Source organism: Ornithinibacillus sp. FSL M8-0202 (genome assembly GCF_037975285.1).
GTDB lineage: Bacteria > Bacillota > Bacilli > Bacillales > Amphibacillaceae > Ornithinibacillus > Ornithinibacillus massiliensis.
Genome location: NZ_CP150248.1, coordinates 2,694,984 through 2,708,934 on the forward strand (window position 1 = coordinate 2,694,984; position 13,951 = coordinate 2,708,934).

9 protein-coding genes are annotated in these 13,951 nt (G+C 35.8%); 8 read left to right on the plus strand and 1 reads right to left on the minus strand.

Annotated features, from left to right (window positions below):
• Positions 1-6: 6 nt before the first annotated feature.
• The 7 genes from MKY78_RS13800 (at position 7) to MKY78_RS13830 (ending at position 11,251) form a co-directional block, all read left to right on the plus strand.
• Entirely contained in the window at positions 7-1,014 is a 1,008-nt protein-coding gene (locus tag MKY78_RS13800) for a DUF1646 family protein (RefSeq protein ID WP_339217913.1), read from the plus strand.
• Positions 1,015-1,581: 567 nt separating this feature from the next.
• Positions 1,582-2,601, plus strand: a complete 1,020-nt coding sequence (locus tag MKY78_RS13805) for a Wadjet anti-phage system protein JetD domain-containing protein (RefSeq protein ID WP_339213439.1) — start codon at positions 1,582-1,584, stop codon at positions 2,599-2,601.
• Positions 2,592-4,106 carry a replicative DNA helicase gene (locus MKY78_RS13810; protein WP_339213441.1) on the plus strand — a complete coding sequence of 505 codons (1,515 nt, stop codon included), beginning with the start codon at positions 2,592-2,594 and terminating at the stop codon, positions 4,104-4,106. The genes MKY78_RS13805 and MKY78_RS13810 overlap by 10 nt, the downstream gene beginning before the upstream one ends.
• Positions 4,096-4,836: a DUF6063 family protein gene (locus MKY78_RS13815; protein WP_339213442.1), complete on the plus strand. Its 741-nt coding sequence runs from the start codon at positions 4,096-4,098 to the stop codon at positions 4,834-4,836. Before MKY78_RS13810 ends, MKY78_RS13815 begins: the two co-directional genes overlap by 11 nt.
• Positions 4,823-9,232: a hypothetical protein gene (locus tag MKY78_RS13820; RefSeq protein WP_339213443.1), complete on the plus strand. Its 4,410-nt coding sequence runs from the start codon at positions 4,823-4,825 to the stop codon at positions 9,230-9,232. The genes MKY78_RS13815 and MKY78_RS13820 overlap by 14 nt, the downstream gene beginning before the upstream one ends.
• Before the next feature lie 163 nt (positions 9,233-9,395).
• Positions 9,396-9,998, plus strand: coding sequence for a hypothetical protein (locus tag MKY78_RS13825; RefSeq protein ID WP_339213444.1), 603 nt, complete (start codon positions 9,396-9,398; stop codon positions 9,996-9,998).
• A 440-nt stretch (positions 9,999-10,438) separates the two neighbouring features.
• On the plus strand, positions 10,439-11,251 hold the full coding sequence (locus MKY78_RS13830) for a nuclease-related domain-containing protein (RefSeq protein WP_339213445.1): 813 nt from the start codon (positions 10,439-10,441) through the stop codon (positions 11,249-11,251).
• Positions 11,252-11,299: 48 nt separating this feature from the next.
• Here MKY78_RS13830 and MKY78_RS13835 read toward each other — a convergent pair whose 3' ends face one another.
• Entirely contained in the window at positions 11,300-12,175 is an 876-nt protein-coding gene (locus tag MKY78_RS13835; RefSeq protein WP_339213446.1) for a TetR/AcrR family transcriptional regulator, read from the minus strand.
• Positions 12,176-12,328: 153 nt separating this feature from the next.
• On the opposite strand from MKY78_RS13835, the gene MKY78_RS13840 reads away from it, so the two are divergent.
• Positions 12,329-13,840 carry an MDR family MFS transporter gene (locus tag MKY78_RS13840; RefSeq protein ID WP_339213447.1) on the plus strand — a complete coding sequence of 504 codons (1,512 nt, stop codon included), beginning with the start codon at positions 12,329-12,331 and terminating at the stop codon, positions 13,838-13,840.
• The last annotated feature ends 111 nt before the right edge of the window (positions 13,841-13,951 follow it).

Genomic DNA, 13,951 nt, shown 5'->3' on the forward strand with positions numbered 1-13,951 from the left:
AAATTGATGGTCGTTCTACTTCTTATCTTAGTACTCGTACTGCTCTTGCCATTCTTTGTGAAATCGATTGAACGTAATTTAGAAGTATTTTTATTAGTAATGGGGACCATAGCAGCGGTTAGTAGTGGTGTGTTAGACATAGCACTGTTGATGAAGGCAATTCAAAATCCTATCAAAATAACGCTGGTGGTGTTGGTTGCAAGCATATTATTTAAATGGTTGAGGGAGCCAATTCAGACAGGTGTATCTAGTGTCGTTCGAAAATTAGATATGAATGTTTTTCTAACCTTAATGATTGTCGTGCTGGGGATATTATCTAGCGTTATAACGGCCATCGTTGCTGCTATTGTATTCGTATTTATCATTAGTATGTTAAGAATTGATCGGGATACACAGGTGCGTACGACGATATTAGCTTGTTTTTCCATCGCGTTTGGCTCTGTATTAACACCTGTTGGGGAGCCGTTAGCAACGATTACGACGAGTAAGTTAAATCAAGACTTTTTCTTCCTGTTTCATTTGATTGGCTTAGAAGCCATTGTTGGGGTATTAGGAATTGGGATTTTTTCGCTGTTTTTCCTTCGACCGAAGCATACGGAAGGTAAGGAACAACCGGATCAGGTAGAACGTTATGGAGAAATTCTAGCTCGAACTGTAAAAATCTATTTTTTTGTTATGGCATTAACCTTACTTGGCTCCAGTTACGGTGAACTTGTTGAACGCTATTTGTTAGATTTAAATACGGGTGTATTGTATTGGATTAATATAGTGTCAGCAGTACTAGATAATGCGACATTGGCTGCTGCGGAGATTAGTCCAGCCATGCAAATAGAAACAATCCGGCTCATTCTGCTTAGCTTAATCATAAGTGGTGGGATGTTGATTCCGGGTAATATTCCTAATATCATAGCAGCGAATAAATTAGGTATTACTAGTAAGGAATGGGCTCGATATGGTATTCCAATTGGGTTCATTATCATGATACTAGGGTTTGGGTATCTTATTATTATGTAATGGAAAAGGTCATCGACAATATTTTTAGGACAATGTCGATATTTCCCGGGAAATGAAAGAACGCTTTAAGGTTAATTTAGAAAGGATATTCATTCCACATTTATTTAAGTCGAATGAATATCCTTTTCATCAACCCGTTGATTATGTTATTTCTTCTTATTCTTTTTTGTGGCCTATTTTTCTTGCTTTCTTACTTTGGCTAAATTCTGTTGCGAATTCTGTATCACCTTTGTTATTCGTTACATCAGCATTGGACTGATTTTTACTCTTTTTTTTGCTTTGCCATGTTGTTCCCTCCTTTCACACGCCTTAATTCCGTTTCACTACTCGTGAATATTCTTCCACAAATTGGAAATTTTATGCTATTCTTCATTGTTTGGTGATATAGGGGTGAGGGGAAGGAACATCGTGCTTTATTCGGTAAGGGACAAAGCTATCTATAACATCCATAACAGGCTAATGATGGAAAGGAAATCTTCACCTCTTCGTATTGGATTACTACTGACTAATCTATTTAACTCTAGTAAAATAGATAGATAGAAGATTGTCTGTTATGGAGTGATAAGCGTGAAAAATATCGTGATACAAGCATTACTAAACTATAGTAAAAAAAGCATCGAAATCGAAGCGTTAGAGAAATTGGTAGATGAGTATAAGCTTTCATACCAAGATTTTGCTATTCTCATCCTTTCTTTAGAAGAAGAAGGGATTTTGGAAATGGTTAAATCGAAAGGTAGGAATAGTCGTACCCCGTCACTAGCCCATACATATCGGATTCAAAAACAACTATTGAGAGAGGATTTTCATCAAGAAATTAAGCAATACCGTATTCAACTTCATCCTTCCATCCAGCTTGATCCTTATTTTCGATTGAATCCATCACAATGGAAACAAGATATCCCCTTTCTATTGAAAATCCACCAATATATAGCATCATTTGGTTTACCAACGTACGAAGTACCAGCACCTGAGCGCAGTGTAGAGCTCGTTGGCGATGAAAAGTGGATTAGTGAGAAACAAGGAAAAGAATTATTAGAGCGTATTGGACTTTGGGAGGAAATGAAAGTAATTCCTGTTTCCGATCCACTGATGTTTGCAGTAAACCCAAGCCGATTGACCTGTTCAACACAACTTCACCTCGTTGTAGAAAATAAAACAACCTATCAAGCTTTATTAGATGAATTGCCTAATACAATATTCTCCACATTAATCTATGGAAGTGGGAAAAAGATTATAAAAAGTATCGAACATTTCGAACGCCAGCTTCCTTTGCAAGGTGTCAAGCAATTGTTTTACTATTTTGGCGACCTGGATAGAGCTGGTATAACCATTTGGTATCAACTTGATAAAAAAGTGTCGATGAAGCTAGCGCTGCCTTTTTATCAAGCATGTTTACAGAAAACTCCTTTGGTTGGTAAAACAAATCAACGATTGGATGAAGAAGCAAATGAAGCTTTTCTAGCTTGTTTTAATCAGAAGGAACAATCTCAGTTGCAGAACATAATAGACAATGGGCAATATTACCCTCAAGAAGTGTTAAAAACAAAGGAATTGCAGCATATATGGAGGAATGCACAATGGAACTAACCTCACTTGCAGAAATTACTTCTGGCTATAGGGAACGATCCAGGCGATTAGCATTATTTGATCCACTTTATGAACTAGATAGAAAAAAGATGAAGGACCTCATTGATAGACCGATTGATATGAAGGGGTTGGGATTACTTACACTCTTGTTTTTCTTTGAACAAAAAATAATCCGTAATCCAAAAGTTGGTACGAAAGACTTAGCCAACTTTATAAAACAGTTAACGAAAAATACCTATAAATTAGATGAAAAAGCGTATGCAGAAATTGCTTTTATCATTATTCAAACCTTTCGCCCCACTACTGGTAAAAAGCGAGCATATCCATTTTACAACTGGGAGACAAAGAAAAATGATCAGCTAGAGTACGCGATTTTAAAAGCGAATGCTTTTGATTCAAAGACTAATACACAGTATTACACATTAGATGAAGATGGATTGGAGCTTATCTTTGCAACAAAGGAGTTTTACAGTGAATTTCAATTATCCATTAATCAACTAATGTTAAGAAAACAGCTGGAAAAGGGTGAATTTAAAGGGGCATTACGGCAAATTAATGAAATGCATATTGATGTAGAATCACTCAATGAAAGGCTAAAGAAATTACGACACGAAATCCAAAGAAGTATTGTTTCAGAGGAAACATTTGAGCGTTATAAGCAGCTATTAGAAGACATATACGCTAGGTTGGAGAGGGAAAACGAGGAGTTCTTAGAGTTAAGACAATTTGTGAATGAAACAAAAGAAAGACTATTTGAAAAGGATTACCATCAAAAAGAGAAGAAAACCTATGGATATGTGCTGGAAATTACCGTTCAATTAGAAGAAGTTCATTATGAGCATTCAAGGCTACTAGAGCAAAGCATCGAATTGAAAAATCATACATTAAAAGCAGCCCAGGAATCACTTTATTACACTGGTATTGATGCGTTTAATTTTGATCAAGATATTAATGCAAAGCTTATCAGTACCCCATTACCATTAGAGGCAATGAAAGGGTTACTTCATCCATTTTTACGGATTCACCATGTAGAAAGCTGGTCTCCGCTTACTATTTTTGCAGAACAAAACATTCGAGAAGATAGAGAGAACCATGCAGATTATAGTTTTATGGATGTAGACGATGATGAGCAGAACGATTACCAGGAACGAATAAGAAATAATTATGCCTTTATAATGAAAATAACACTAGAAGCATTGGAAAATAAGTGTAGTCAGCTAAAGGAAATAATCGATTATGTTCGAAATGAAGATAAGGAGACATTACTTCATCAGCGGTTTTTCTACGATTTTTGGATTCTATTACATCAGAGATCTCCTATTGTTTCAGGGGTGATAGAACAAGCTGAAGATGAACAGTTTAATAGTTTAGATCTTGCTTTAGCACTATTAGGTAACCGAACACTAAAAATACAAGAGCGAAAGGAACGGCTTAACGTAACAGAACGATTTGCTATTCAAAATATGGATGTCATCGTAATGGGGGATGAAGCAGATGAACTATAGTGAGAATAAAGTAATGAAGGCATTTGAAATTTATACGAATCTTGCCAGGGATGGGCAGGTTGGTTCGGATTTCCTTTCTTTATACATAGCTGACGAGAATATTAGAGGATTAGTAGATGGATTTGTTCATCAGGTTGATTGTGTTGTTATTATTGCTGGAGAGCTACTTTATATGATACCTAAGACAAAGCTGTCGCCATTTCATGTGAATAACGATTATATTAAAAGGATGTATTTAAAGTCTGGTGCAACAAATGCGGATATTTATTTAATGTATTTTTCCACTATTGTACTGTTCGGGGCATTTTATGATAGTTACCAAACACTAGAAGCGACAAGAGATTTTCTGTCGATAGATGACTGGGTGAGACTAGTTCATGATCGGATAAATATGCTAAAGGAGCATGATGAAGAACAATTGCAGAAACTAGAGCATGACTTTTCCTATAATTGGACTCAGATTATAGAAAAATGGGAAGACATGAATGATATTAAAGAATCTGCCAAGAAACAAAGTGGGAACACGATTAGTAGATTAAGTTTTATGGATACAACGAAACGATTTCTCATCAGCCAGGAATTAATCGAAGAAATTGGAAATAATGAAGTGACCTTAACGGAAAAAGCCAAAACAATTGTACAACGATTTTTTATGGAAGTGGAATATAATAAAGGGATTTTAGAATTTATCTATCAATGGGAGGAGGAAGAAGAACATGCCATCGATTAGTAAAATTCGTTTTACCAATGTCGTGTACGAGGACGGAATGAAGCGATATAATGACGATATTTTTAGATTTGATGGGTTTAATGGGGCGATTCTACTGGAAAATGGTGGGGGAAAGACTGTATTTATTCAAACTGCCCTGCAAGCAATTATCCCACATGTTAGTCTTGCTGACCGAAAGATAAAGCAAACGCTACAACTAGATAACTATCCTGCTCACATTGCCATAGAGTGGTTATTATCAGAACAACCTAGACGATATGTAGTTACTGCTGTTAGTTTATTTCTTACTAAACAAGGACTGGACTCCCATCGTTATGTCTATTCCTATCAAGGAGGGGATAAGCATAGCATTGAGAATATCCCCTTTGTGAAAGACAAGACGAACCGACCAGCAGATCGTGGAGAGATTTCGGAATACTACAGTCAAATGAAACAGCAGTATATGAACGCTGAAACGTTTCAAACCATTAAAGAGTTTCAAGCCTATATTGAAAATCAATATCATATTATTGCGAATGAATGGGAAAGTATCGTCAAAATCAATAGTACAGAAGGTGGTGTAGAAACATTCTTTGATGAATGCAAACAAACGAATCAACTGTTCGACCGTCTTCTGATTCCAACAGTGGAAAACTCTATCACTGGACATGACCCTAATTCATTTGCCGATACATTTGAGAAGCATCGCTCTAGCTTTAAGTTATATAAGGAATTAAAAGAACAAATAGAAGAAAATCGAGCTATCGAGGAAAATTTAACTCAATATGTAAAAACGTATGGAGGTTTGTATCAGAAACAACAAGATTATGAGCAAAGTAAACAACATGCGAAGGCAATAATGGACTTAATTGATTCACAAAGACTAGAAAATGAATCCGCATTAAGCAATGTAAATGAAAAAGGACAACAATTAGAAGCGGATACGCAAAATCTGGAATACAAGCAATTATCATGTAATATTCAACAAGAAAATATATTGTTGGACAAGTTGAATGAAACATTACGTGTTGCTAGTGAGCGATTAAGCTCAAAGGAAGATTCAAAGGCGGAAACCATGAAGAACTATTTTTCTTTGAAGCTAGCGGAACTGAAAAAGGACCAAGAAGAAGAGAAAGATAGGATCGCTTCCTTCCAGAAACAGTTAGAGGAGATGGATCAGGAGCAAGAAATAGCGGAAATTCAGGATCAACTAGCAGAGAATAGTCAAAAGTTAATGGGGTATTTTACGACGGAATTAGAAAATGTACAGAAACAACAGCAATGGATAGAGGTTGAAAAGCAATCACTCCAAAACCGTTTGGACGAGGAAACGAAGAAGCAGAAGACATTAAGGAACCAATTGGATGAATGGAGGGGAAGTTATCATCAGAATATAGGTAAGCTCAAAACGATTGATGATGAAATGAATCGTATTAAGAAACGAATATTATCCAATCCAGATCAAGAGCAAGTGGCTGATCGTGTCAGTGCTTGGGAAGAACGGTTTACCTATTTAGATGAAGAAATGGTAAGCCTGAAAAACTCCAATAATCAGCTGGAGAAACAGATGAATGAAATGAATATACAAAAAGAAAATCTCTTGAAAGAAAAGGATAGCAAAACGAATGAACAGACAAGCTTAGAGCATGTAATGAAACAAGCTGATAGGGCACACCAAAAAGTACGGGATAGACTAGCTGGATTACGTACCAATTGGGCTAATGTGGATTCCGTTTATTTAAAAGAACATTCCATAAGACAGCAACTAGATCAAAAAATCCATAAGCTTTACGAAGAGAGGGAGGTTCTTTTTGACAAGGAACGGGCTGCCCATCGTTATTTGGATGATTATGGGAAGCAGGATTTATTTTTCGCTGATTCCTATACGGAAAAGCAAATTCATCAATGGAGGAATCAGTTTTCTTACTTGGAAACTGGAATTCAGTATATAAATTCATTAGAGGAATCCTATAAAGAACAGGCGAAAAGTTACCCACTCTGGCCAATTACCCTCCTGACAACAAAGAATGAGTTAGAACAAGTGAATCGAAAGGTTCAGCATATTCATCAGCATATTCATTTTCCAATAATCGTGATGACAATGGAAGATGCCCTTGCCATTGTACAAGGGAAGAATGATTCGAATTATCCGATTGTCCCAGAGCATTGGATAATGAACCAGGATATTACACAATTTGATGAGTGGAAAACACGGATGGCCAACCTTGCCCAAAAGGCAACCATTGCTCGTGAAGAAGTAGATAGAACACTAGACCATTGGAACAAAGGAAAAGAGGAACTGGATGATTTTCTGAAGCAGTATCCATATGATAGGTATCAGTCTAAGAAGGAGGATTTATTTGAATTAGGGAAGCAAGTAGATTCTATTCGCTCCCAAGTAGAAGAAATAGGGAAACAAATAGAAGGATATGAAAATCAATGGAAATCCCAATTAAGTCGTATTGATCAATATCAAAATGAGTATAGTGGATTACAACGGAACCTTACAGAGGGATATCGCTTCCTTCAATATGAAAAGGAGAAACTAGAATTAGAGGAAAAACAAAGGAAACTATCCGAAAAAATCGACGAAATGAACAAACAAATTACCTATCAACAAAACGTAATAGAAGGTCTAGTGGAACAAGGGTCAGAACTTCGTGATAAATTAAGTGCGGTAAAATCCAACTATAATCAACTAATAGAGGATCCACTATATGGAGAAGTAAAGAATTTCCGACCTATATTTACAGCTAAATCGAGGAAACTGCTTGAAGAAGAAAGACAGGAGTTATTGTTTGCGGAACGAAAGCTCTCTAGTACACGTAATGAAGTAAAAATAAAATTAGAAAATGCTATAGCAAATAACAAGCGTATTGGAGAAGATATAAAAGAACTAAAAGAAGAACAGAATGAACTAGATGAAGATGTAATGTTTCCTTCTAACGGGAAAGAAATCATTGCGTCGCTCCGAATCAAAATCAAAGAACTAGATCAAACTGTTAAGTCACTAAAGAAAGATTTTGATGATAGAAAAGAGAAATTGATTGAGCAAAAAACAGTCTTTGATATAGCCAATAAAGAATTAAAACGAAAATTTCCCAATCGCGAGCCGATTCAGTTTTCTAAATCATTGGATCAAGTAACGGCATCTCTCCAATTGGAACATAAGAAATTAATGGAGCAAAGAACATATTTAGACAGAGAGAAAAAACGTTTGGAACAAGTATTAAAGAATATACAAGAGGCTTTCATTAGGCTAGATCGATTTGATGAGGCACATCATTTTAAAGGCCCCTCTGTCGTAAAAGCGGACTTAACGGAAGAAGAGATCCATGCGTTTACTTATGATAGGATTAGTTTTGTAGAAAAGGTAACCAATCATTTAAAGAACGCTAAAAAACAAGTCTTAGATGAATGGAATAAAGTAGAACAAGTAAAAGAATCCTTTACATCATTCTGTAAAAACAAAGTGAAAAATGTCAAAATGAGGGAAATGGCTATCAAAGGAATAGAGAGTAAAAAATCTTATCAAGCCATATTGGAGTTCCAGACGAACATGCAGAAGCGGATTCAAAATGCTATTAAATATAATGAAATGAGCATTATGGATCATGATAAGCAATTAGAGCACTTTATTACCCATATACACAACCACCTTCGAACAATTGCACAAGAATTAGAATTAATTCCGAAGAAAACGAAGGTAAAAATGGAGGATAAATGGAAAGAAATATACAAATTTTCTATTCCTGATTGGGAAGAGGAAGTAGGGAAATCACGTCTTCGAGAGCATATTGAATGGATTTTGGAAAAAATTGATTCGAATGCATTTTTGAAAGAGGATGGTCAGGAGGATGCTGGTAAGATTCGAAAAGAGATAGAGATGTGGCTACAGTCAAAACAGCTTCTAAGAATAGTTATGAATAATGAAGTGATGAAAGTGACCTGTAGGAAGGTTACGAATGAGAATCAAGTATCGAAGAGCTGGTACTCATGGGAACAATCGAATATGTGGTCAGGAGGAGAAAAATGGAGTAAGAACATGACGTTGTTTTTAGGGATTTTAAATTACGTCGCCGAAAAACAAAAACATATCGAACCCAATATGAAACGACATCGGGTGGTTATCATGGATAATCCATTTGGAAAAGCATCTAGTGATCATGTGTTAAATCCTGTATTTTTCATTGCAGAGCAATTAGGTTTTCAAATTATTGCATTAACTGCACATGCAGAAGGGAAATTTTTACGTGATTATTTCCCAGTTATCTATAGTTGCCGATTAAGAGGAGCAGTGGATTCTGGTAAACAAATTATGACAAAAGAAAAACAATTGCATAAAGCGTTTTTCCAAGATCAAGATCCTCATGCAATGGAAAGACTTGGAGAAGTTGAGCAGATGGAATTGTTTTGACTATCCTATTAAATTGAATTTATGAGACAGAGGTTGTTTTAAAGCAACTTCTGTTTCCTATCGTCATGATTATTCATCAATATCGCCGAATAATCTGAATATTTTTTGCGTTTTCTCGATAAGCTATGGTATAATTAAAGTAAGAAAACAGGAGGTGGGATATATGAAAATTGCTATAGGAATTCTATTTTTCACCGTCATTGCTTATCATCTTTTTCAGTTTATCCGTTTGCTTATCAAAATGAAAGAGAATGTTGTATTTCCTGTAAATGAAGCAGAATCTTCAACTGTTAGAAAATTTCCTGACAAAAAGTTAGTACCCCTGACCTACAAATCGCAGAAGGTAGGCATTATATTTTATTCCTTTCTGCTCGTGTTCATGATCGGATTTTTTACTATATTTGCATCCGCACAGGAATTTAATAACTGGCTTATCTTCTTATTTATTCTGTTGCCTTTTTCTAGTTCCCATGATGTTTTTAATTTGTTTGCCGTATTAGAAGATGGTCTTCTAGTGGGAAGTCGTTTTATTCCTTGGAAAAGGGTGAAGTCCGTTCAATTTAAGCGGATTAATATCAACCACAGATATTACGGTCATGATAAAGAAGTGAATGACAAAGGGTATGAAATGATTATTAATAAAGGATTAAGCAAGATAAGTTGTATTGTTATCTCAAGTGAGATGAAGGAGAAGCTAACACAGGTGATACAGGAACAGATGACGCAACAGGGTGAGAACTTAATTTGGAAAGAATCTCTTGAATAATAAGGGGAAGTGAATGCTTCTTGAATTAGACATTACTTGTCGTAACCCCTCCTTAACTTCTCTTCAAGGGGAGCTATCATTGGACAATCCAGGTATTACAGAGATGGTTACGATATCACCCCTCTTAATAAGGAATACTTTCGCCCTCTTTTATTTCCGTAGTGCTTCTTCGAAAATTCGCTTTCCTTCCTTTGATTCCAGTAACTGCTCTGGTGAAATGGCAGATTTTAGTAAGTGAATGGGATTTGGGATTGTCATTTAGCATCTAGTAATAGATATGTTTAGACATTAGTACTGGGTTCCAATATATAAAATAAGAGACGGTACGAATGTTTCGCTTAAAACTAGAAACCGTCTTTTTCTAGTTGAAAATCTCTACTAGTTATAGAAAAATCCCATCTAAGATAGATACAAGAAATAAGGTCTGGAGGGGGAGTGGGATGTTAGGATGTATTGGATTTTTATTAGTAGTAGTGATTATGACGTTCATCATACTTATTATCAAGCGAATTGTCATAGCGAACTCGAATAATCAAACAACTAGGCGATATCGAAACATCCATGTCAATCGACCTTCTAAAAATAGGAGTAGCAAGGTTATTCCGCATCCAAATCGTAAGCCCATCGAACCATCTGTAAGACATCCAAGCTATAAAGAAGCAAGCGGAAATGGTTTTCTAAGTACATTCTTGAATAAAGGGAACTATGGAGAATACTTAACCTATAAGGAACTTACCCGATTGAAAGGGTATCATCGAGTGATGACTAATTTATATATACCGACAAAATCTGGAAAGAGCACGGAACTAGATCTAGTAATGATTTCTCAAAAAGGAATTTTCGTATTGGAATCCAAGAATTATAGTGGATGGATATTTGGAGATGAGGGAAATAAGAATTGGATGCAAATCCTCCCAGGTGGCAAGAAGTTCCCATTCTTTAATCCAATCTGGCAAAATAGTGGTCATATCCAGGCGTTAAAAGCTGTAGTAGGTATAGAAGAAGACGCATGCTACCATTCATATATCATTTTTAGTGAGCGCTGTACATTGAAACAAATACAAGTTACGTCGCCGAATGTGGTCGTAATAAAGCGAAATAGCCTTATCCCAACTATTAAACAAACAATACAACAAACAGAGGATAAGTTGACTACGAAGGAAATCGATCAATTATATGAGAGATTGAGAGAGTACATACTAGTAGATGCAGAAACTAAACAAGCACATATTCGTCAAGTGAGCAAAAGATAAATAAATGGTCAGGTTATCCATCATATGGAAAACACCTGACCATTTATGCTATACCATTTTCAAATAATTCCACACCGCATTGGTAAATAATTGTATTTGGGAGGTATTATCTGCTCCATTAAATAAATCTAGAAATGGTTTCAACAGCTTTTGTACAACTATTTTACGGATACGCTCCTGTTCCAATTCACTAAGAATGACATCAAATAGGTCTTGCTGTTCTTCGTTAAAATCGTATTGTTCCTTCAATTGGTACGCCATATCTAATAATTCCGACTTTGTGATGGCGTTTCGATGTACATTTGTTTTCAGTGTTTCAATTGCAAAATTATTTAAAAACGTACTTCCTGTCTTCTTCATATGACCTATGATAAGTTCGATATAAGATAACAATGTTTCAATCAAATCATGTAATACGTAAGGGCTGTTTGTTACCTTAAGGGTAAATATCATATAATGCATCATTCCAAAATAAAGCACCGTTGCTTCTGATGCATACTCCCGAATATCTTCTCCTATTACCTCAACTAGTCTATTTGCTAGCCATTCCATTTCGATAACGCGATGCAGCATGACGAGCTGTTTTAAATCCTCTTGGTTAGTCGAAAGAATATTTTCAAATAAGAGTTGGAGATTATTTTCCTTATTTAATTTCATTAAAATCGTAATTTGTTCAATTAACACGTCACGATCGTTAGGGTCCTTATCAATTTGCATGGCAACACGTTGCTGGCTAGCCTCGTAACGGATATCCTCTAGTATTTCTGCTAAACAATCATTTTTAGACGAGAAGTAATTGTAAAATGTTCCCTTCGATATATTTGCTTTATCAATAATTTCCTGGATGGAAGTTTGTTGGAATCCTTTTTCGACAAATAGCCTTAAGGCGATACTAGCTACTTTACGTTTACGTTCATTCATCATATTAATCGATCCTTTCCTTATGTGTAGTATACGTTTCTTAGGACTGGAAAACAATACTTTTATACTAATAGTAAAAAAACCTTGCAAAAATTGAACTACAGGTATAAAATAATCAAATGCAAACAAATTAGTATAAAAAAGAAGGGAACAATCATGAATACACAAATGAATAAACCGCCATATTTAATGATTAGTATATTATTTATTGGTGCTTTCGTTTCATTTCTAAATAATTCATTATTAAACGTAGCACTTCCGTCGATTATGGTGGATTTAGAGATTGAAGATTATTCTACGGTACAATGGCTTGCTACAGGTTATATGCTAGTTAGTGGGATATTAATTCCAGCATCGGCATTTTTAATTACGCGTTTTTCTAACCGTAGTTTATTTATTGCATCAATGGCTATCTTTACAATAGGTACAGCAATTGCTGCTTTTGCTCCTAATTTTGGCCTATTGCTAACTGGTCGTATGATTCAAGCTGCAGGTTCTGCGGTGATGGGTCCATTATTGATGAACATCATGTTAGTAAGTTTTCCACGTGAAAAACGTGGTACCGCAATGGGGATTTTCGGTATGGTAATGATTGCAGCACCTGCAATTGGCCCTACCCTATCCGGATATATTGTTGAGTATCATAATTGGCGTTTACTATTTGAAATGATTTTACCATTAGCGGTAATTAGTTTAGTACTAGCTATTTGGAAGTTCGGAAATGTCATGGAGCAAAATAAAAATGCGACACTTGATTATTTATCAGTCGTGTTATCTAGTCTTGGTTTTGGTGGGATTTTGTACGGAGTAAGTAGTGCTAGCTCTGATGGTTGGAGTGACCCAGTGGTTGTGACTACCTTAGTAGTTGGTGGTATTTCTTTAATCCTATTTATCGTTCGACAATTGAAAATGGATGAACCATTATTAGATTTGCGACCTTATAAATATCCAATGTTCACCCTAGCATCCATTATCGCCATCGTTAATGCGGTTGCAATGTTCTCTGGTATGATTTTAACACCTGCTTATATCCAGGATGTACGTGGTATCTCACCATTTGAATCTGGTTTAATGCTATTACCGGGTGCAATTATTATGGGAATTATGTCACCAATTACGGGAAGATTATTTGATAAATTTGGACCACGTGCTTTGTCTGTAATAGGGTTAGCGATTACTGCTGTATCTACGTATATGCTTGCACATGTACAAATTGATTCAACTTACACATACATTGTAATGGTCTATTCATTACGTATGTTTGGTATGTCCATGGTCATGATGCCAATCATGACAAACGGATTAAATCAGCTACCAACACGATTGAATCCACATGGTACAGCAATCAACAATACAGCACAACAAGTATCTGGCTCAATTGGTACGGCTGTTATGGTTACGATTATGACGACGGTTGCTACATCAAAAGGTGAAAGCTTAATGAGTGGTGTGGATCCTTCTACCTTAACTGAAGCATCTGTTGCTTCCATGTCTCAACAAGCATTGCTAAATGGGATTCAGTACTCATTCTATGTAGCACTTGGAATTAACATTGTTGTGCTTATCCTTGCTCTATTTATTAAACGAGTGGATACAAGCGATAAAGCAATTTATGAACTGGAGAAAGAAGAAAAAGGGCCTGAGAAACCGGAACCTGTCGTATCTTAATTTAATATACTTTCATAAGGAAGGTGTGGTGTCTGTGGATGCCATGCCTTTTTTTGATGGTGTAATGATTATAATTTTAGGTAAAAAGTACTATTATTTCCGAATTATACC

Excerpts from the sequence above, each read along its gene's own strand:
- MKY78_RS13800 (WP_339217913.1), top strand. The coding sequence starts at position 7 with ATGGTCGTTCTACTTCTTATCTTAGTACTCGTACTGCTCTTGCCATTC.
- MKY78_RS13810 (WP_339213441.1), top strand. The coding sequence starts at position 2,592 with ATGGAACTAACCTCACTTGCAGAAATTACTTCTGGCTATAGGGAACGA.
- MKY78_RS13815 (WP_339213442.1), top strand. The coding sequence starts at position 4,096 with ATGAACTATAGTGAGAATAAAGTAATGAAGGCATTTGAAATTTATACG.
- MKY78_RS13820 (WP_339213443.1), top strand. The coding sequence starts at position 4,823 with ATGCCATCGATTAGTAAAATTCGTTTTACCAATGTCGTGTACGAGGAC.
- MKY78_RS13825 (WP_339213444.1), top strand. The coding sequence starts at position 9,396 with ATGAAAATTGCTATAGGAATTCTATTTTTCACCGTCATTGCTTATCAT.
- MKY78_RS13830 (WP_339213445.1), top strand. The coding sequence starts at position 10,439 with ATGTTAGGATGTATTGGATTTTTATTAGTAGTAGTGATTATGACGTTC.
- MKY78_RS13835 (WP_339213446.1), bottom strand. The coding sequence starts at position 12,175 with ATGATGAATGAACGTAAACGTAAAGTAGCTAGTATCGCCTTAAGGCTA.
- MKY78_RS13840 (WP_339213447.1), top strand. The coding sequence starts at position 12,329 with ATGAATACACAAATGAATAAACCGCCATATTTAATGATTAGTATATTA.